A 19,846-nucleotide genomic window follows, 5' to 3' on the forward strand; every position below is an offset into this window, starting at 1 on the left:
GCCGGGTCCGGTCCCGCACCGCGCGCCCCGGCGCGGGGCCGGAAGGCGCGCGGTCACACCGGTTTGACGCTGCGGCCCAGCAGCGCCGTCACATCCACCGTCTCGTCCGCCGATGGAGTCTCGGTGGGCACCGGCCGGTCGAAGCCGGAGAAGGTCACCGTCCCCTCCACGTCCGGCCCCCGCACGCCGATCCGCACCGGATACGGCTCGCCCTCGGTCGCCACGTACACCGTCAGCCGCTCGTCGCCCTGTGCGCGGGTCACCGGAATGACGGCCACGCCGTCCACCTCGGTCTCCCGGCCCTTCGTCAGCGTGCCCCGGTCGGCGGCGTCGCGGTTGTCCGTGATCAGCTCGCGGAAGGTGTCGAGGTCACAGACCTCGGTGACCGTCAGCAGCCGCGGGTCGTCGGCCTTCGCCTTCATGTAGCGGCCGTCGAGGATCGCGTCGAAGGTCGAGCCGCCGATCGGGACGTGGTTCTCCCAGAACACCTTGTCCGGCTTCAGCCAGACGTCGTCGGCGCGCTTGACGATCTCCACGGACCCGTCCTCGCCCATGTCGACGCCGCCCGTGCAGTCGCCCTTCCGGCCCAGCGTCAGGTCGACGCTCATCCGGTCGCCGCTCCCGTCGAGATCGCCCCGCGCGCTCAGCCGCAGGGAGGAGACGCCCAGCAGGGCGTCGCGCGAGCGGTCCGCGATCTGCTCGGCGCTGAGCGAGGCGAGGTCGTCGTCAGCCCGCGCGACCGTGCCACCCGTGACGGTGAGAGCGACGGCCGCCGCCCCGGAGGCCGCCCGCGCGACCCATCGGTGTCCGCTCACGTCGCCTCCTCGAAAAGGCCCCGGTCAGGGCGTGCGAACCAGGGAGACCGGCACATTCGAGCGTACGCCGGGAGCGGGGCCGTCGCCCGGTGCATGTACGGAGAGTGAAGCGCGGCGGTGTTTTCGGCCACGGAGCGTGGGCAGAGCTGCGGTGGTCCCACCCGGGACCACGCGGGCACGCGCCACAAGGTCACGCGGGCACGCACCAGAGATCACGCGGGCACGCACCACAGAGATCACGCCTGCACCCACCACGAAGGAGCACCATGAACCTGTTCACGGGGACCCTGTTCACAGGGGCGAGGAGCGAGGGCGGCACGGCCACCGGGAAGCGGCGGCCCCGGCCCGCGCTGCGGGCGCTGGCCGCCGTGTCGACGGCCGCCGCGCTGGCCGTCCCGGTCACGGCGGCGACCGCGACCGCCGCCCCGGCCGTGATTCCGCCCGGCCTCTCGTGCAGCACCGGCAAGCACGCCATCGACGAGTACACGGGTTTCGCGCTCTGTCGCAACAACGGCAGTCAGACGCAGACCTTCTGGGTCCACCTGGTCTGCGGCTGGGCCCCGGACGTCGACGGCAACCGCGTCACCCTGCGGCCCGGCGAGTCGGGCCAGTCCACCGCCCACTGCGGGAAGATCGGCACCGGCATCGGCGAGATCCACGTCCGCCCGTGAAGCCGTAGCCGTGAAGCCGTAGGGGGCGTCCGGCGGCAGCCGTAGCCGCAGCCTCGAACACCCGGGGCGGTTGCCGCACCCGGAACGACCCCCGTGGCCGCAACGGTTGAGCGTGCCGCCTCCACTCGTTACCCTCCAGTAAGTACGTAGGACGCAGCCGGACGACCGGCGGGTCCCACGGCCACGAGGGAGGCGGCACGCCCATGTCCTCAGCGGAGCCCACCGAGCAGACCGGACCGGCCGCACGACCGTCCGCGGTCCGGGACAGCGCACCCGCACCCGCGTCCACCCCCGCGCCGATGCCCGGACTGGCGGAGAGCGCGCGCCTGCTCGCCGGCTCCGCCACCACCTCCACCGCACTCGTCGCGGACGCCCTCGCCCGCATCGAGGCGACCCAGCCCACCTTGAACGCCTTCCGCCACCTGCGGACCGAGGCGGCCCTCGCGGAGGCCGCCGAGGCCGACCGCAGACTCGCGGCGGGGGAGCGGCTGCCGCTGCTCGGAGTGCCCATCGCCGTCAAGGACGACACCGATGTGGCGGGCCTGCCCACCCACTTCGGCTGCGACGGCGAACGGGCCCCGGCCACCGCCGACAGCGAGGCGGTCAGCAGGCTGCGCGCCGCCGGGGCCGTCATCGTCGGCAAGACCAACTCCTGCGAACTGGGCCAGTGGCCGTTCACCGAAGGGCCCGCCTTCGGGGCCACCCGCAACCCCTGGAACACCGCGCACACCCCGGGCGGCTCCTCCGGCGGGGCGGCGGCGGCCGTCGCCGCCGGTCTCGTCCCCGCCGCCCTCGGCTCGGACGGGGCGGGGTCCGTCCGCATCCCCGCCGCCTGGACCCACCTCGTCGGCATCAAGCCCCAGCGCGGCCGCGTCTCGGTCCACCCGCACAGCGACGCGTTCCAGGGCCTCACCGTCAACGGCCCCCTCGCCCGTACGGTGGCCGACGCCGCGCTCCTGCTGGACGCGGCCGCCGGCGCGCACCCGGAGGACCTCCACCGCCCGCCCGCGGTCCGCGCGGCCGACGCCGCCCGCCGGGACCCGGGCCGCCTCCGTATCGCCCTCGCCTGGCGGCCCCCGCTCACCCTCACCCGGGCCGAGCCGGACCCCGAGGTGCGCCGGGCCGTCGCCGCGCTCGCCGAGACCCTGGCCCGGCTCGGCCACCACGTCGAGGAGGCCCGCCCCCGGTACGGGCTGATCGGGCTCGCCTTCGTCCCCCGCGCCACCGCCGGCATCGCCGAATTCGCCGCCCGCCACCCCGAACCGGCCCTCCTGGACCCCCGCACCCGCAGCGCCCTGCGGACCGGGACGCGGCTCGGCGGCCGGGTGGTGCGGGCCGCCCGGGCCCGCGAGGTGCGCCAACACCGCCGGATCGGGGCGCTCTTCGACGCCTCCGGGTACGACGTGCTGCTCACCCCGACGACCGCCGCGCCCCCACCCCGTATCGGCACATACGACCGCCTCAGCGCCTGGCGCACCGACGTCACGATGACGGCCGCCTGCCCCTACGCCTGGCCGTGGAACGTCCTCGGCTGGCCCGGCGTCAACGTCCCGGCGGGCTTCACCCGCTCCGGCCTCCCGGTCGGCGCGCAACTCCTCGGCCCCTCCCGCAGTGAGGAGCGGCTGATCGCGCTGGCGGCCCAACTGGAGGACGACCAGCGCTGGTTCGAGCACCGCCCGCCGGTCTGACGAACAGCGCGGCTCAGACCGCGCGGGCGGCCCCGAGCAGCCCCGCCTCCACCCGCTCCACCGCCAGCATCGCGCCGAACGCGACCAGGTGCACCAGACAGTGGTCGGTGTACGGCGCCACCCGCCAGGCCGCCACGTCCTCGGCGGTGATCCGGTACGGGGCCCGGGCCGCGAGCAGCGCCAGCCGGGCCCCCGGCCGCTCCGCGCGGTCCGGCAGCCCGTCACCGGTCAGCGGCAGGGGCGTGAACCCGTCCCAGGCCGCCACCGACTCCCGTACGAACGCGGCGTCCCGCTCGTCCAGCAGCCTGCCGCCCACGTGCGCCGCCGAACGCAGCGCACCGAAGGCCGTGCCCACCGGGCTGCCCGCCGCCCAGGCGGGCTGCGGGCCCCTGGTCTCCAGCAGCGGCAGGCTCAGCCCCGGTTCCGGCCGCCCGCGCACGGCCCGGGTCAGCGCCTGTCCCGCCTCGGTGTCCAGCAGTTCGGCGGGGTCCGCGCCGCCGGACACCATCTCCTCGTCGATCAGCGCCGACACGACCCGGTTGATGAAGTGGAAGGCCAGCGCGGTGCCCACGAACTCCGGCGCCTCATCGGCGGCGAACGGCCCCGGGCCCCGCATGTCCTGCCCCCAGGACAGCAGCCGGTCGTGCTCCGGATCGGCCGGGCGCTCGCCCCGGGCCAGTACGCCGGCCAGTTCGTGGTCGCCGCCCGCGTGCAGCAGCAGGGTGTGCGCGCCCACGCAGAACGGGCAGCGGTTGGCCAGCGACACCCCGAACGCCACCACCTCCTTCTCGGTGCGGGACGCCCGGCCGGACAGCAGGGACTCCCGCATCAGGGCCCAGACCCCCGCCATCAGACCGGGGGCGGCGGACAGGGCCATGAAGGGGAGGGCGCTCTCGATGCCGAAGTCCCGGGTGAGTTGTGCGTGGACGGCCGCGACCGTGCCGGTGGTCGTGGCGGCGGGCTCGGGTGCCGTATAGCGGAAAGGTGAGGTCATGCCCCAGATGCTGGCGGCTGCGGCGGCGCTCCGTCGTCGTACGGGGGAAGGCAGTTGGGCCTGCTCCACGCCGATGCCGCCGGCCGCCGCCCTACTCCCCGGGGAGTAGGCCCGACCCCCTCATCGAGGACGACGCGGCCCCCACCGTACGGACGTTAGGCTGCCGCCCATGCAGGGGGAGACAGAGGGCACGGGGGACGCAGAGGGCACGAGGGAGACCAGGGGCACGGGGGAGCCCGGGGGCACGGGAGAAGCAGTGGCCATGGCGGAGACAGGGGCCACGACCGGCAGCGTGCGGCGGGCGTATCTGCTGGACGCGGTGCTCGCCGCCGCCATCGGCGTCGGGGTCGCGGTCGCCGCGGCGGCCTGGGCGGCCACCTCGCCCGGCCCCGGCGACCTGCTGCTCATCGGGACCGGTTCGCTCGCCCTGGCCGGACACCGCCGCGCCCCGCGCGCGGTCCTCGCGGTGACCACCGCGTGCCTGCTCGGATACGTCGTCCTCGCGCACCCGGGCAGCTGGGCGGCCCTGCCGGTCGTCGTCGCCGTCCACGCGGCCGCCCGCAGCGGGCACCGGGGGTACGGCGTCACGGCGGGGGCGGTCTTCCTCGCCGGACACCTGGCCGCCCTGCTCGCCTCGGACCTGGGCGCGGGGGAGGCCGTGGAGCGGACCCTGCTCCTGCTCGGGTGGTTCCTCTGCGCCGGTGTCACCGGCCTCATCGACAAGAACTGGCAGGCATACCTCCGTCAGACGGAACAGCGCGCCCTGGACGCCGAACGGACCAAGGAGGAGGCGGCGTTGCGTAGGGCTGGGGAAGAACGGCTGCGTATCGCACGTGAGTTGCACGATTCGCTGACCCACTCCATCTCGATCGTGAAACTCCAGGCCGGAGTCGCCGTCCACCTCGCCCGCAAGCGCGGCGACGCGGTGGACCCCGCCCTGCTCGCGATCCAGGAGGCCGGCGGCGAGGCCATGCGCGAACTGCGCGCCACACTGGAGGTTCTGCGCACGGACGAGCCGGAGCAGCGGCCCGCCGCCACGGGCCTGGCGCGCATCGGCGAGCTCGTCGAGCGCGCCCGTACGGTGGGGATCACGCTGTCCGTCAGCGTCGAGGGGGACCGGCGCACCCTGCCCGAGGACGTCGACCGCACCGCGTACCGCATCGTCCAGGAAGCCCTGACCAACGTCGCCCGGCACGCCGACCGGGCGAGGACCTCGGTGCGGCTGCGCTACACGGAGCGGGCCCTCACCGTCGCGGTCGTCGACGAGGGCCCCTGCCCGCCCGGCACACCCGTCACCCCGGGCACCGGACTCACCGGCATGCGCGAACGCGTCGCGGCCCTGGATGGCGTGCTGACCGCCGGACCCCGCAGGGGCGGCGGCTTCGCCGTCCACGCGGAACTGCCGCTCGCCCCCTCCTCGCCCCGGGCCGTGAGCGCCCGGTGAGCGCCGGCGGCGGTGCCCTGCGCGTCGCGATCGTCGACGACCAGGCGCTGATGCGCGCCGGATTCCGGGCCCTGCTGGAGGCCGAGGAGGACATCGAGGTCGTCGGAGAGGCCGCGGACGGCCGGGCCGGGCTGGACCTGGTCCGCGCCCGGACGCCCGACGTGGTGCTCCTGGACATCACCATGCCCGTGATGACCGGGATCGAGGCCACCCGCGAGATCGCCGCCGACCCCCGGCTGGCCGGGGTGCGCGTGGTCATCCTCACCAACTACGGCCTCGACGGTTACGTCTTCGAGGCGCTGCGCGCGGGAGCCGCCGGGTTCCTCCTCAAGGACACCGAGCCCGAGGAGCTGCTCCGGGCGATCAGGGTCGCCGCCGAGGGCGACGCCCTCCTCTCGCCCGCGATCACCCGCCGGCTGATCGGCGAGTTCGTCGCCCGGCCGCCCGACCGTTCCACCGCCCCCGGCCTGGAAGCCCTCACCCGCCGTGAGCGGGAGGTCACCGCACTGGCGGCCCGCGGTCTCAGCAACGAGGAGATCGCCGTCCACATGGTGGTCAGCCCGTACACCGCCAAGACGCATGTCAGCCGCGCGATGATCAAGCTCGGAGCCCGCGACCGGGCCCAGCTCGTGGTGTTCGCGTACGAATCCGGGCTGGTCGAGCCCCGGTCCCGGACGGAGCGCGACCGGGCACCGGGCCGCTGACGCCGCTGACCGCCGCCGACGTCTCGCGCCGACGTCCTCGCGCCCGCCGGGAACCGGTGCGGGGGCCTTGTGGAGCCACGGGCGGTGACGAGATATCTTGATGTCAAGCAATGTTGCAGACGTGGAGCGGAGCACCCGGTGACTGACTCGACCATCATCTATACGCACACCGACGAGGCCCCTGCCCTGGCGACCTATTCCTTCCTGCCCGTCGTCGAGGCGTACGCCTCGACCGCAGGCGTCACGGTGGAGCGCCGTGACATCTCCCTCGCGGGACGGATCATCGCCAGTTTCCCGGAGCACCTCAAGGCCGAGCAGCGTATCGATGACGCACTCGCCGAGCTCGGCGAGCTGGCCAGGACTCCCGGCGCGAACATCATCAAGCTGCCCAACATCTCGGCGTCGATCCCGCAGCTCAAGGCCGCGATCGCCGAGCTCCAGGCGCAGGGCTACGCGCTTCCGGACTACCCGGACGACGCGCAGACCGATGAGGCCAAGGACATCCGCGCCCGGTACGACAAGGTCAAGGGCAGCGCCGTGAACCCGGTGCTGCGCGAGGGCAACTCCGACCGCCGCGCCCCCGCGTCCGTCAAGAACTACGCCAAGGCCCACCCGCACCGCATGGGCGCCTGGAGCGCCGACTCGAAGACGAACGTCGCGACCATGGGCGTCGACGACTTCCGCTCCACCGAGAAGTCCGCGGTCATCGCCGAGGATGGCTCGCTCCGGATCGAGCTGCACGGCGACGACGGCGCCACCACCGTGCTGCGCGAGTCCGTACCCGTACTCAAGGGCGAGGTCGTCGACGCGGCCGTCATGCGCGTCGCCGCGCTGCGCGAGTTCTTCACCGCGCAGGTCGCCCGCGCCAAGGCGGAGGGCGTGCTGTTCTCCGTGCACCTCAAGGCCACCATGATGAAGGTCTCCGACCCGATCATCTTCGGCCACGCGGTCCGCGCCTTCTTCCCGAACACCTTCGCCAAGTACGGCGACCAGCTCTCCGCCGCCGGCCTCACCCCCAACGACGGCCTGGGCGGCATCCTCAAGGGCCTGGACTCGCTGCCGGACGTCGGCGCCGAGATCCAGGCGTCCTTCGAGGCCGAGCTCGCCGAGGGCCCGGCCCTCGCGATGGTCGACTCCGACAAGGGCATCACCAACCTGCACGTCCCCAGCGACGTCATCGTCGACGCCTCCATGCCGGCCATGATCCGCACCTCCGGCCACATGTGGGGCCCGGACGGCAACGAGGCCGACACCATCGCCGTCCTCCCGGACAGCAGCTACGCCGGCGTCTACCAGGTCGTCATCGACGACTGCCGCGCCAACGGCGCCTTCGACCCCGCCACCATGGGCTCGGTGCCCAACGTCGGTCTGATGGCGCAGAAGGCCGAGGAGTACGGCAGCCACGACAAGACCTTCGAGGTCCCCGCCACCGGCACCGTGCGCGTCGTCGACACGAACGGCGACGTGGTGCTGGAGCAGGCGGTCGGCGCCGGCGACATCTTCCGGATGTGCCAGACCAAGGACGCCCCGATCCAGGACTGGGTCAAGCTCGCCGTGACCCGCGCCCGCGCCACCGGCAACCCGGCCGTGTTCTGGCTGGACGAGGGCCGCGCCCACGACGCCAACCTGATCGCCAAGGTCACCACGTACCTCGCCGACCACGACACCGACGGCCTGGACATCTCCGTCAAGACCCCGGAGGAGGCCACCGCCTTCTCCCTGGAGCGCATCCGCCGCGGCGAGGACACCATCTCCGTCACCGGCAACGTGCTCCGCGACTACCTCACCGACCTCTTCCCGATCCTGGAGCTCGGCACCAGCGCGAAGATGCTCTCCGTCGTCCCGCTGATGAACGGCGGCGGCCTCTTCGAGACCGGCGCGGGCGGCTCGGCCCCCAAGCACGTCCAGCAGCTCGTCAAGGAGAACTACCTCCGCTGGGACAGCCTGGGCGAGTTCCTGGCCCTCGCGGTCAGCTTCGAGCACCTGGCCACCACCACGGACAACGCGCGGGCCCAGGTCCTCGCCGACACCCTGGACCGGGCGACCGGCACGTTCCTCAACGAGGACAAGTCGCCGAGCCGTCGCCTCGGCGGCATCGACAACCGCGGCAGCCACTTCTACCTGGCGCTCTACTGGGCCCAGGAGCTGGCGCAGCAGACCGACGACGCCAAGCTCGCCGAGGCGTTCGCGCCGCTCGCCAAGACCCTGGCCGAGCAGGAGGAGACCATCGTCGCCGAGCTGATCGCGGTGCAGGGCTCCCCGGCCGAGATCGGCGGCTACTACCAGCCCGACCCGGCCAAGGCCGAGGCGATCATGCGCCCGTCCGCCACGTTCAACCAGGCGATCGCGAGCCTCGCCTGATCCGACGGCGTGGGCGGGCAGTCCCGCCCGCCGTTCCGTCCCCTCGCTCCGCCCCGGCAGGCCCCGCGCCCGCCGGGGCGGTTCGCGTCCGCCTCCCCGGCGGCGCACGGCCTGCCGGGGACGGGTGCGGGATCAGGCCACCGCGCGCCGTATGTGCAGGTGCCCATCGAGCGGGTAGAGCGGAGGAGCCGCCGGCAGGACCCTGTCCATGAGGTAGCCGTTCTTCTCCGCGACACGGCAGGACGCCAAGTTGTCGGCCTGGTGGAGTAGTTCGAGGTATTCCAGGCCACCGGCCCGGAAGGCGTTGAATGACCAGGCGGTGAGCGTCGCCAGGGCACGCGGGGCCACGCCACGCCCCCGGGCCTGTGCTGTCGTCCAGTAGCCGACCTCGGCGGAAGGCTTGCCGGATGCGACGTCCTTGAGCACCACGTTCCCGACCAACCGGTGCAGCGCCGTATCAGTGCCGGCCCCAAGGGCGGTTGCCCCAAGGACGGCGCCCTCAAGGGCGGCGCCCTCAAGGACGGGGCCCTCAAGGACGGTTGCTTCAAGGGAGGTCGCTTCAAGGAACGCTGCTTCGAGTACGGCGAAGCCGAATCGGTCGCCTGTCGCCCACCCCCGCTCCTGGTCCCGCACCCACCGCAGTCCGTCGTCCTCGCTCTCCATCGGCGCCTGCGCCCAACGCCGCAGGTCGGGGTCCCGGTAGGCATCGACCAGCGCGGTGACGTCCTGCTCGCACCAGGGGCGGAGGAGAAGTGGCGGAGCGGTCGGCGTTGCGGCAGCTTCGAGCGTGACGGAAGCGTTCATGATCGGATCATATGCAGCGACGCGTCCGGGGCGGCCGATCGGGTGAACGACCAATCCCCCCGCCCCCCGGCTCCGAATGACGACCGTGAGGATCACCCGGACAGCACTGACCCGCGGAACGCTCGCAGCCCTCAGCGGCCTGCTGGCGGGATTCGCCGCCCTGACCGTCGCCGAACTCGTCTCGGCGGCCGTCCGCCCCGAGGCGAGCCCCGTGACCGCGGTCGGCGGGGCGGCCATCGACCGGACGCCCGCCGGGGTGAAGGACTTCGCGATCCGGAACTTCGGCGAGAACGACAAACTCGTCCTGCAACTCGGCATCGTCGTCACGCTCGCCCTCTTCGCCGTCGTCGTCGGCGTGCTGGCGCTGCGCCACCGGCGTACCGGATCGGCCGCCGTACTGGTCTTCGGCGTGGTCGGCGCGGCCTCGGCCGTCAGCCGCCCGGACTCCACCGGGGTGGTGGACGCGCTTCCCTCGCTGGTCGGCGCGGTGGCCGGGGCGATCCTGCTGTACGTCCTCGTCGGCAGGCTCACCCGGCCGCGCGGGGTCGCGGGGGAGGAGCGGCGGGAGGACGAGGGCGGCTGGGACCGGCGCGGGTTCCTGGTCGCCGCCTCCGCGGCTGCCGCCGCCTCGACGGTGGCGGGAGCGGTCGGGCGTACGCTCAACGGCCGCGACGCCCAGGACGCGATCGCCTCGCGCGAGGCCGTACGGCTGCCCGCCCCGGCCTCGCGCGCCCGACCGATCCCGGCGGGCGCGCAGTTGAGGGTGGCGGGCCTCTCCCCGTTCACCACCCCCAACAACAAGTTCTACCGGGTCGACACCGCCCTCGTGATCCCCAAGGTCGACGCGAACTCCTGGCGGCTGCGCATCCACGGCGAGGGCGTCCGGCGCGACCTGGAGCTCAGCTACCAGGACCTGCTGGACCGCCCGCTGATCGAACGCGAGATCACCCTCTGCTGCGTCTCCAACGAGGTCGGCGGCCCCTACATCGGCCACGCCAAGTGGATCGGCGTACGGCTGTCCGACCTGCTCAAGGAGGCGGGCGTCAAGCCGCCGTCCCGGGGCGGCCGGGCCGACCAGATCATCGCCCGCTCGGTGGACGGCATGACGCTCGGCACCCCCGTCGAGGACGTCATGGACGGCCGCGACGCGATGCTCGCCGTGGGCATGAACGGCGAGCCGCTGCCCTTCGTCCACGGGTTCCCCGTGCGGATGCTCGTCCCCGGCCTGTACGGGTACGTCTCGGCCTGCAAGTGGATCGAGGACATCGAGCTCACCACGTTCGACGACTACGACGCGTACTGGGTGAAGCGCAAGTGGGCCCGCAGGGCCCCCATCAAGACCCAGTCCCGGATCGACACCCCCAAGCCCTTCGGGCGGCCCGGGGCCGGCACGGTCATGGTGGCCGGAGTGGCGTGGGCCCAGCACCGGGGGATCGAGAAGGTCGAGATCCGCGTCGACGACGGCCCGTGGCGGCCGGCCCAGCTCGCCGAGCAGGACACCGTGGACACCTGGCGGCAGTGGTCCTACCCGTGGAAGGCGACCCCCGGCGGCCACACCCTCACCGTCCGCGCCACCGACCGGACGGGCGAGGTCCAGACTGAGAAGCGCACCAAGACCGTCCCGGACGGCGCGAGCGGCTGGCACTCCGTGGTGGTCACCGTGGACTGACCGGCCGGTGGCCGACCGCCGCACCGTCCGACGCGGGTCGGCAGGGTTCAGCGCGTCTTGCGGTGGTCGTACGACATCGTCAGCCACGGCACGACCAGGCCGATCCAGAACAGGATCAGCGGCACATCGCGGTCGGTCCACGGCACCTGGGTGATCAGCAGGGCGCAGAGCAGCGTGCAGGACGCCTGGACGACGACGATGCGGGCCCACAGGTCGCGGCGGATCAGCGAACGCACGTTCAGCTGTACGCCGGTGCGGAGCCTGCGGTAGGTACGCCAGGCCCCGAAGCCCCAGACCGCTCCCATGCACACCAGCAGCCAGAGCCGGTTGCCCAGGGGCACGGGAAGGTCCCGCAGCGCCGGGTCCTTGGCCGTGGCGAACAGGTCGATCATCAGGGCCGCCGCGACCAGGCAGGCGAGAGCCAGCCAGCGGGTGCCGCGCAGCAGGCGGAAGGTGGCCTTGTCCAGGCCGCCGCGCAGCGAGGTGTCCGCCGGGGCCACGGCGAGCCCGTCCGCGTACAGGGCAGCCGCCCCGCTCGCGCCGGTCCCCTCGGCCTGGGCGGCCTTCTTGGTCTGACTGGCCAGGGCGGCGGCATGGGTCGGGTCGATCCGGAGGATGGCCCGCTCGAACGCGTCGGCGTCCTCCCTGGCCCCCGAGAAGTCGGCGATGAACAGGGCGATCTCGTACGCGTAGACCTCCTCGGGCCCCAGCCGGATCGCCTCCCTGGCCAGCGCCGCGCCCTCCTCGGCGAGGGCCGGCATGTCCTCGGGGGCCAGCTCCCGCTTCCCGGTCTCCTTCCCGAAGCGGACCATCGCCTGCCGGAACACGAGATCGGCCAGCATCGCGTAACCGCCCCAGTACTGCGGAGAGACGCGCACCGCCTCCCGCAGCGTGTCCACGGCCGCGTCGAGCCCGCCGCCCGTCATGCGCAGCGCTTCGGAACGTACGAGGAGCGCGTCGACGTACTCGGGGTCGCGCGCCAGCGCCTCGCCGGTCGCCGCCAGGGCCTCCTGCGGCCGCTTTCGCTTCAACTCGCTGCGGGCCAGGGCGACATGGGCCCGGGTGTTGTCGGGGTCCTGGGCGAGGAGTTCACAGAGCAGCGCCGCCGCGTCGTCGTAGCGCCCGATCTCGTGCAGGGCCTGGGCCCGCTGGAGCCCCGCGTGGGCCGTCGTCACAGTTTCCGCCTCTTCTTCAGGTAGGTCACGAGGTCGTCGTACATTCCGCCCTCGTTGGCGAACATCGCCACGTTCCGCGCGGCGGCGAACCACGGTTCGCTCGACGGGACCACGGCCTTCGCCGCCGCCAGCAGGTCCGCCGTGCCGATCATGCGGATCTCGCCGGTCCGGGCGGAGTCCAGCAGCGCACTCTCCGCCGCCGACTCGCACACATGGGCCAGGTCGGCCCCCGACAGGCCGTCCGTCGCCTTGACGATACGGCGCAAGTCGACGCCCTCCACGGGGCGTTCGCGCAGGTGGTAGCGGAGGATCGCCTCGCGGGCCGGGGCGTCGGGCGGCAGGACGAGGAGGGTGCGGTCGAGCCGGCCCGGGCGGCGCAGGGCGAGGTCCACGTCCCAGGGGACGTTGGTCGCGGCGAGGACGAAGACGCCCTCGTTGGCGGCGGAGTCGATGCCGTCCAGCTCGGTGAGGAGCTGGTTCACCGTGTTCCGCATCCCGCTGTTCTGCGTACGGCTCCGCTTGCCGCCCAGCGCGTCCAGCTCGTCCAGGAACACGACACAGGGCGCTTTGCGGCGGGCGGTCCTGAAGACCTCGTGCATGTTGCGTTCGGAGTTGCCGATCCACATGTCGAGGACGTCGTTGACGGACACCGACAGGAAACTCGCGCCGAGTTCCCCCGCCACCGCCCGCGCGATGAAGGTCTTGCCGCAGCCGGGCGGACCGTACAGCAGCAGGCCGCCCCGCAGGCTCTTGCCGTAGAGCTTGCGCAGTTCGGGATTGCGCATCGGCGCGAGGAACGCGGCTTCCAGCCGCTCCTTCACCTCCCGCATCCCGCCGACGTCCGCGAGGCGCACCGCCCCGGGGCCGGTCACGTCGAAGGTGTCGGCGTCCCCGGGATCGCCGCCGCCGTCGACGGTCTGCGGGGCTTCCACGAAGCGCGGCTGGACGATGCCGTCGACCTCCTCCTCGGCGGCCCGCCAGTCGAACTTCCCGGCGGACGGCTCTCGGGGCCGGGCAGGCGCGGCCGGTTCCTGCTCCGGCGCGCGGGCATCCGGTCCGGGGGCTCCGGTTTCCGGTTCCGCCGCAGGTGAGGGGCCCGGGCCCGCCATCGCCCTCATCATCAGCTCCCGCACCGCACGGTCGCCCGGTGCGTGGTGCAGGGCCACCGCAGCCTCGGACACGGCGGCGTCGTGCGCGCCGGACGCGAGCAGCAGCTCGGCCAGGTGCAGCCGCAGCGGGACGTCATCGGGGGCGGCGGCGACCGCGTTGCGCAGGCTCTGGATCAGCGGGGATTCCTGAGCGGGAGGATCTTCGGGCATCGTCCCTTTCTACGTGGGCCTCGCGACGGGAGTCCAGGCAGGGGGGTGTGCCGTGGATCACCGCGCGGAGGCCCGCCGGGTTTTCGGCCGTACGCGCGTCAACTCGGCCCTACGCGCGTCGACTCCCGGACGGTGCGCGGCGCCTCACTGCCCCGGAGCCGAAGGGGAGGCCGGGGCAGGGGTCGGGGTCGGGGTCGGCTGGGCCATCGCCCACCGGATGGTCCGGGTCAACGCCCTCCCGGCGGGCCGTACGCAGACCTCCTCGACCCCCGGGGCACGGGGCAGCCGCAGCGGCTTGCGGGCCCAAGTCGGCAGCCCGGAAACGGCGTTGGCCGCCAGGACCCCGTACGGAAGGCGCGCGGCCCAGGGCAGCGGCGGGTGCAGCAGGATGAAGCGGGCCGCGTCCAGGGCCTCCTGGGCGGCGCGCAGCTCCGGGCGGTAGGCGGCGATGCGCTCGGCCAGTTCGGCGCGGTCGCGCGGCGGGTCGGGGACGCCGAGGGCGCGGGCCACCGTCGCCATGTCGAGGATGTACGCGTCGCACCCCGCACCGTCCAACGGCCGTGCCCCGTAACGCTGGTGGGCGCGCAGGAAGCTGTCCACCTCCGCGATGTGCACCCAGCACAGAAGGTGCGGGTCGGCCGCGTGGTACGGCTCCCCGGACGGGGCGGTCCCGCGTACCCGCTCGTGCACGGAACGTACCCGGTCCACCGCCTCCTGGGCGTGCTCGGCCGTGCCGAACGTCGTCACGGCGAGAAACGTGCTGGTCCGCTGGAGCCGGCCCCACGGATCGCCCCGGAAGCCCGAGTGGCCCGCGACGGCCGCCATGGCGAGGGGGTGCAGCGACTGGAGGAGCAGGGCGCGCAGCCCGCCGATGAACATGGACGCGTCACCGTGCACCCGGCGCACCGGCCGGTCCGGGCCGAACCAGCGGGGGCCGGGGGTGCCGTGGATACGGGCCCGGTTCTCGGGTCCCGAAGGACCGGCCACCCGGGAGAACAGGCTCCTGCCGAGCCGTTCCCGCACTCCGGAGCCTGCCGTCGCCTCGTCCATGCCTCCCAGTATGCCGGGCCGGACCCCGGCGTCGGCGGGGCGGCCCGGGCTACGGCACCCGGGCCGTCCACTGCGGCGTGGCGAACTTCGTCCGCACGAGCTCCTCGGCGCGGGCCAGCTCGGCGTCGGTGACGCCGCCCGTGGTCAGCCCGTGCCGCTTGCGGAACGACTCGATCATCCGCTCGATCACGACCTGGCGGGGCAGACCGGTCTGCCGCCGCAGCGGGTCGACGCGCTTCTTCGCGGACCGCGTGCCCTTGTCCGACATCTTCTCCTTGCCGATGCGCAGGACCTCCAGCATCTTGTCGGCGTCGATGTCGTACGCCATGGTCACGTGGTGCAGCACCGCCCCCGGCCCGCCGTCCGGCCCCACCACCCGCTTCTGGGCCGCCCCGGCGATCTTGCCGACCTCGGTGGCGATGTCGTTGAGCGGCTGGTACCAGGCCCTGATGCCCATGTCCGCGAGGGCTTCGAGGACCCAGTCGTCGAGATAGGCGTAACTGTCGGCGAAGGACAGGCCGGACACCAGCGCCTGCGGCACGGCCAGCGAGTAGGTGATCGTGCTGCTCGGCTCGGCGAACATCGCGCCGCCGCCGGAGATCCGGCGCACGACGTTCACGCCGTGCCGCTCCGCGCCCGCCGGGTCCACCTCGTTGCGCAGCGACTGGAAGCTGCCGATGATCACGGCGGGGGAGTCCCACTCCCACACCCGCAGCGTCGGCGGCCGCAGCCCCGCCGCGACCTCGGCGGTGATCACCTCGTCCAGCGCCATGTGCAGCGCGGGCGACTGCGGGGCGTCGTGGATCAGCTGCCAGTCGTAGTCGCTCCACTCGGTGGCCCGCGCGAGCGCCCGGCGTACGGCGATGGCGACGCCCTCCGCGCTCAGCCCGAGCATCACCGTGGCGTCGGGCAGCGCCGCCTCGATCCGGGCCGCGAGCCCGGCCGTGTCGGTGTTGGCCGGAGCCCCTTCCAGCGCCGCGTCGATCGCGAGGATCGCCTCGTCGGGTTCGAGGAAGAAGTCCCCGGCCACGCGGACGTCCCGCAGCGCCCCGCCCGTCACCTCCAGGTCCACCACGACCAGCTTGCCGCCGGGAACCTTGTACTCACCGTGCACCGCGCCGCCTCCAGCTCCAGTTCCGTCTTCCCCGGTCCGGTCCGGCTCGGTGAGGAGCCGGACACATCCGGCTATAACGCGCACGGAGGCGTCGATCATCCCGGGGCGGGGGTGTCACGTCCCGGGGTGCGCCGGGACGGACCGCTGGCCGGGGCCGTTGTAGACGCCGAGCGGCCGGATCAGCGCGTTGTGCTCCAGCTGCTCGCTGATGTGGGCGGTCCACCCGGTGATCCGGCTCATCACGAAGATCGGCGTGAAGGCCGCGATATCGAACCCCATCAGGTGGTACGCCAGGCCGGCCGGGTAGTCCAGATTGGGGTGGATGCCCTTGCGGCTGATCATCGCGTGGCGGAGCGCGGCGTGCAGGGTCGCCAGCCGGGTCACGTCCGGATCGCCCGCGCGTGCCACCAGCCGGTCGGTGGTCTCCTGCATGATCGGTACGCGGGAGTCGCCGTGCCGGTAGACCCGGTGGCCGAAGCCCATGATCTTCCGCTTGGCCGCCAGCGCCTCGTCGAGCCACTGCTCGGCCCGGTCCGGATCCCCGATCTCGTTGAGCATGTGCATCACCGCCTCGTTGGCCCCGCCGTGCAGCGGCCCCTTCAGCGCGCCGATCGCCGCCGTCACCGCGCTGTAGAGGTCGGAGAGGGTGGAGGTGACGACCCGGGCGGTGAAGGTCGAGGCGTTGAAGCTGTGCTCGGCGTAGAGGATGAGCGAGACCTCGAAGCAGCGCACCACCTCGGGGTCCGGCACACTCCCGAAGCACATGTGGAAGAAGTTCTCCGCGTAGCCGAGCGACGGATCGGGCGCTACGGGGGCGAGCCCGTGCCGCCGCCGGTGGTCGGCGGCCACGACCACCGGCAACCTGGCCAGCAGGGCGAGGGACTTGGCGTGGTGGGCGGCGGTGCTGTCGTCCTCCTCGGTCGGGTCCTCGGAGCCGAAGAAGCTCACCGCCGTCCGCAGCACGTCCATCGGGTGGCAGGTCTCCGGGAGGCGGGCCAGCAGCTCCGCCGTCGTGCGGTCCAGCGGCCGCAGCGCCCGCTCCCGCGTCTCGAACGACTTCAGCTCGGCGACGTCGGGGAGTTCGCCGTACCGGAGCAGATACGCGACCTCCTCGAAGGAGCAGCGGGCGGCCAGGTCCTGGACCGGATAGCCGCGGTAGGTCAGGGAGTTGGTCTCCTGGATGACGGTGGAGATGGCGGTGGTGTCGACGGCGACACCGGCGAGACCCCGGTGGATCTCGGGGGTGGCGGCGGGAGTGGGTGCGGCAGTGGTCATGGCGGGCCTCCGGGCATGCCAAAGGGAGTGGGGTGTGCGGGGTGGGTGGTGGCCCGGTCGGCGACGGTGGCCGGCCGGGCGGCAGGAGCGCCGTGGGTCTCGGACGCCGGCGGCAGGGGCGCCGGAAGTCTCAGGCGCCGGGTGCCAAGATCGTAGGGAGTCTCAGGCGCCGGGCGGCAGCGTGAAGTCGAAGACCGCCGAGTCGAACGCGCCGTACTCCTCGTAACCGAGCACGTCGTACAGCCGCGAGCGCGTCTGCATCCGGGGCAGCAGGGCCTGCTGCGTACCGTCTGCGGCCAGCGTCCGCAGCCCGTCCTCCACCGCGCCCATCGCGAGGCGGAACAGCGTCACCGGATACAGGGCGATGTTGTAGCCGAGGTTCTCCAGCGTCGCCGCGTCGAGCAGCGGACCCTTGCCGAACTCCGTCATGTTCGCCAGCAGCGGTACGTCGACGGCGGCCCGGAACGCCTCGAACTCGCCCTCGTCCGCGAGCGCTTCGGGAAAGACCGCGTCCGCGCCCGCGTCCACGTACGCCTTCGCGCGGTCGATCGCCGCCTGGAGCCCCTCGGGTCCTCGGGCGTCCGTGCGGGCCATCAGCAGGAAGTCCGGATCGCGGCGTGCGCTGACCGCGGCCCGCACCTTGCGGACCATCTCCGCGCGCTCCACGAGCGTCTTGCCGTCCAGGTGGCCGCACCGCTTGGGGTTGACCTGGTCCTCCAGATGCAGCCCCGCCAGCCCCGCGTCCTCCATCAACTGCACCGTGCGCGCCGCGTTCATGGGCTCGCCGAACCCGGTGTCCGCGTCGATCAGGGCCGGCAGGTCCGTGACCCGGGCGATCTGCTGCGCCCGCGCCGCGATCTCCGTGGACGACGTCAACCCGATGTCGGGGAGGGCCAGTTCGGCGGCGAGCACCGCCCCCGACAGATACACCGCCTCGAAGCCGGCCTCCTGGATCAGCCGCGCCGAGTACGGGTTGACCGCGCCGGGCATCCGCACCAGCCGCCCCGAGGCGAGCTGTTCGCGGAACGCGCGGCGGCGCTCCGCCGGAGTCGTGCGGGTGTGCAGCATCAGAACAACCCCTTCGGGAGCCCCGCGTCGAAGGCGGCGACCGCCTCCGTGTCCACGACCGGGAACAGCGCGTCGAGCCCGTCCGCCGGCAGCTCGGCGAGCCCCTCGGCCGCCGCCAGGAAACGGTCCTGGTCACCGGGGGCGACAATGCCCTCCGTCAGCGTACGGAACTTCGCCACGTACCCCGTACGGTCGAACGGGCGGGCCCCCGCCGGGTGCGCGTCGGCCACCGCGAGCTCGTCCTCGATCACCGTGCCGTCCACCAGGGTCACCACCGCCCGGCCGCCGAAGGCCCGCCGCTCCGGGTCCGGATCGTGGTAGCGGCGGGTCCACTCGGGGTCCTCCACCGTGGAGATCCGCTGCCACAGCTCCACCGTCCCCGGCCGCCGCGCCCGCTCGGGGGCGTAGGACCGCTCGTGGTGCCAGGCCCCGTCCTCCAGCGCCACCGCGAAGATGTACGGCACCGAGTGGTCCAGCGTCTCCCGGCTCGCGGTCGGGTCGTACTTCTGCGGGTCGCCCGAACCGGAACCGATCACCTGGTGCGTGTGGTGGCTGGTGTGCAGGACGATCGAGCGGATCTTCTCCGTGGGGCCCGTCCGCTCCCGCAGCCGCCGCGCCAGGTCGATCACCGCCTGCGCCTGGTACTCGGCGGAGTGCTCCTTCGTGTACGTGTCCAGGATCGCGCGCCGCGCCTCGCCCGGCTCCGGCAGCCCCACCGTGTACGCCGCGTCCGGGCCGTCCAGCATCCGGGCGAGGAAGCCGTCCTCACCCTCGTAGACCGGCGAAGGCGACCCCTCGCCGCGCATCGCCCGGTCCACCGCCTCGATGGCCGCCTTGCCCGCGAACGCCGGGGCGAACGCCTTCCAGCTGGAGATCTCGCCCTTGCGCGACTGCCGGGTCGCCGTCGTCGTGTGCACCGCCTGCTGGACCGCCTGGTACGTGGTCGCCGTGTCCAGCCCCAGCAGCGCGCCGAGCCCGCACGCGGTGGCGGCGCTCAGGTGGGCCACATGGTCGATGCGGTGCTCGTGCAGGCAGATGGCCCGCACCAGCGCCACATGGATCTCGTACGCGGCGACGATCCCGCGCAGCAGCTCCGCGCCGCCGCGCCCGGTGTGCTGGGCCACGGCGAGCAGCGGCGGGATGTTGTCCCCGGGGTGCGAATAGTCCGCAGCCAGGAACGTGTCGTGGAAGTCCAGCTCCCTGACGGCCGTGCCGTTCGCCCAGGCCGCCCACTCGGGGGAGACCCGCACACCGGGGGCCGCGCCGAAGACGGCCGCTCCCGGGGTGGCGCGGTGGGCCAGCGCCTGGCCGCGGGCGACCGCGACCGGCCGGCGGAGCAGGGAGGCCACGGCGACGGAGGCGTTGTCGACGACCCGGTTGACGGCCATCGCGGCCGCCTCGGGGTCGAGCTCGGCGGCGTCCTGGGGGCCGGTGGCGACGGCCGCCAGCTTCCAGGCGAGCTGCTCCTCGCGGGGCAGCCGGTCGGCGCTGGGGTGGACGCGGACGTGGTGGTCGATCACGGGGCTCCTCGCGGCATCGGTGGTGCGTCTGTCGGCTGTGCGTCTGTCGGCTGTGCGGTACGAGAGGAGCTTTCCCCGCCGCGGCCCCCGATGCGACCGGTCCACTGTGCACAATCCGTACAGCCCTGAACTGCGAATCTGCGAATCCTGCGAAAGATGCGGATGCTACTTTCGC

Annotated in this window: 16 protein-coding genes; 6 read left to right on the top strand and 10 right to left on the bottom strand. The window is 73.3% G+C overall.

Annotated features, from left to right (window positions below):
• Positions 1–53: 53 nt before the first annotated feature.
• Entirely contained in the window at positions 54–815 is a 762-nt protein-coding gene (locus ACLJPL_RS15325; protein WP_411081380.1) for a hypothetical protein, read from the bottom strand.
• A 266-nt stretch (positions 816–1,081) separates the two neighbouring features.
• Here ACLJPL_RS15325 and ACLJPL_RS15330 point away from each other — a divergent pair, with 266 nt between their 5' ends.
• Both ACLJPL_RS15330 and ACLJPL_RS15335 read left to right on the top strand, forming a co-directional pair.
• Positions 1,082–1,486, top strand: a complete 405-nt coding sequence (locus ACLJPL_RS15330) for a hypothetical protein (RefSeq protein WP_411081381.1) — start codon at positions 1,082–1,084, stop codon at positions 1,484–1,486.
• Between the two features lie 203 nt (positions 1,487–1,689).
• Positions 1,690–3,174: an amidase gene (locus ACLJPL_RS15335; RefSeq protein WP_411081382.1), complete on the top strand. Its 1,485-nt coding sequence runs from the start codon at positions 1,690–1,692 to the stop codon at positions 3,172–3,174.
• A 13-nt stretch (positions 3,175–3,187) separates the two neighbouring features.
• Here the strand turns inward: ACLJPL_RS15335 and ACLJPL_RS15340 are convergent, their stop codons facing one another.
• Positions 3,188–4,168 (bottom strand): carboxymuconolactone decarboxylase family protein, encoded by a 981-nt coding sequence (locus ACLJPL_RS15340; RefSeq protein ID WP_411081383.1) that lies wholly within the window; start codon positions 4,166–4,168, stop codon positions 3,188–3,190.
• 262 nt (positions 4,169–4,430) lie between these two features.
• On the opposite strand from ACLJPL_RS15340, the gene ACLJPL_RS15345 reads away from it, so the two are divergent.
• The 3 genes from ACLJPL_RS15345 (at position 4,431) to ACLJPL_RS15355 (ending at position 8,677) form a co-directional block, all read left to right on the top strand.
• Positions 4,431–5,612, top strand: coding sequence for a sensor histidine kinase (locus ACLJPL_RS15345; RefSeq protein WP_411081384.1), 1,182 nt, complete (start codon positions 4,431–4,433; stop codon positions 5,610–5,612).
• Complete coding sequence (locus ACLJPL_RS15350) at positions 5,609–6,316, top strand: response regulator (RefSeq protein WP_411081385.1); 708 nt, start codon at positions 5,609–5,611, stop codon at positions 6,314–6,316. Before ACLJPL_RS15345 ends, ACLJPL_RS15350 begins: the two co-directional genes overlap by 4 nt.
• A gap of 138 nt (positions 6,317–6,454) precedes the next feature.
• Positions 6,455–8,677: an NADP-dependent isocitrate dehydrogenase gene (locus tag ACLJPL_RS15355; RefSeq protein WP_411081386.1), complete on the top strand. Its 2,223-nt coding sequence runs from the start codon at positions 6,455–6,457 to the stop codon at positions 8,675–8,677.
• A gap of 132 nt (positions 8,678–8,809) precedes the next feature.
• Here the strand turns inward: ACLJPL_RS15355 and ACLJPL_RS15360 are convergent, their stop codons facing one another.
• Positions 8,810–9,481 (bottom strand): GNAT family N-acetyltransferase, encoded by a 672-nt coding sequence (locus ACLJPL_RS15360; RefSeq protein WP_411081387.1) that lies wholly within the window; start codon positions 9,479–9,481, stop codon positions 8,810–8,812.
• A 76-nt stretch (positions 9,482–9,557) separates the two neighbouring features.
• Between ACLJPL_RS15360 and ACLJPL_RS15365 the strand changes: the two genes are divergently transcribed.
• A complete protein-coding gene (locus ACLJPL_RS15365; RefSeq protein WP_411081388.1) occupies positions 9,558–11,150 on the top strand; it encodes a molybdopterin-dependent oxidoreductase in 1,593 nt (530 codons plus the stop codon).
• A 47-nt stretch (positions 11,151–11,197) separates the two neighbouring features.
• Here ACLJPL_RS15365 and ACLJPL_RS15370 read toward each other — a convergent pair whose 3' ends face one another.
• The 7 genes from ACLJPL_RS15370 to ACLJPL_RS15400 all read right to left on the bottom strand — a co-directional run bounded on the left by ACLJPL_RS15370 (position 11,198) and on the right by ACLJPL_RS15400 (position 19,671).
• On the bottom strand, positions 11,198–12,325 hold the full coding sequence (locus ACLJPL_RS15370; RefSeq protein WP_411081389.1) for a tetratricopeptide repeat protein: 1,128 nt from the start codon (positions 12,323–12,325) through the stop codon (positions 11,198–11,200).
• On the bottom strand, positions 12,322–13,644 hold the full coding sequence (locus ACLJPL_RS15375; protein WP_411081390.1) for a tetratricopeptide repeat protein: 1,323 nt from the start codon (positions 13,642–13,644) through the stop codon (positions 12,322–12,324). Before ACLJPL_RS15375 ends, ACLJPL_RS15370 begins: the two co-directional genes overlap by 4 nt.
• Positions 13,645–13,788: 144 nt before the next feature.
• Positions 13,789–14,694 (bottom strand): oxygenase MpaB family protein, encoded by a 906-nt coding sequence (locus ACLJPL_RS15380; RefSeq protein WP_411081391.1) that lies wholly within the window; start codon positions 14,692–14,694, stop codon positions 13,789–13,791.
• A 49-nt stretch (positions 14,695–14,743) separates the two neighbouring features.
• On the bottom strand, positions 14,744–15,808 hold the full coding sequence (locus tag ACLJPL_RS15385; RefSeq protein ID WP_411081392.1) for a biotin/lipoate A/B protein ligase family protein: 1,065 nt from the start codon (positions 15,806–15,808) through the stop codon (positions 14,744–14,746).
• 114 nt (positions 15,809–15,922) lie between these two features.
• Positions 15,923–17,083 (bottom strand): bifunctional 2-methylcitrate synthase/citrate synthase, encoded by a 1,161-nt coding sequence (locus ACLJPL_RS15390; RefSeq protein ID WP_411081393.1) that lies wholly within the window; start codon positions 17,081–17,083, stop codon positions 15,923–15,925.
• Positions 17,084–17,245: 162 nt separating this feature from the next.
• On the bottom strand, positions 17,246–18,151 hold the full coding sequence (gene prpB, locus ACLJPL_RS15395; protein WP_411081394.1) for a methylisocitrate lyase: 906 nt from the start codon (positions 18,149–18,151) through the stop codon (positions 17,246–17,248).
• Complete coding sequence (locus ACLJPL_RS15400; RefSeq protein WP_411081395.1) at positions 18,151–19,671, bottom strand: MmgE/PrpD family protein; 1,521 nt, start codon at positions 19,669–19,671, stop codon at positions 18,151–18,153. Before ACLJPL_RS15400 ends, prpB begins: the two co-directional genes overlap by 1 nt.
• Positions 19,672–19,846 lie beyond the last annotated feature (175 nt).

This window comes from Streptomyces sp. cmx-18-6 (genome assembly GCF_046548915.1).
In the GTDB taxonomy this organism is placed as follows: domain Bacteria; phylum Actinomycetota; class Actinomycetes; order Streptomycetales; family Streptomycetaceae; genus Streptomyces.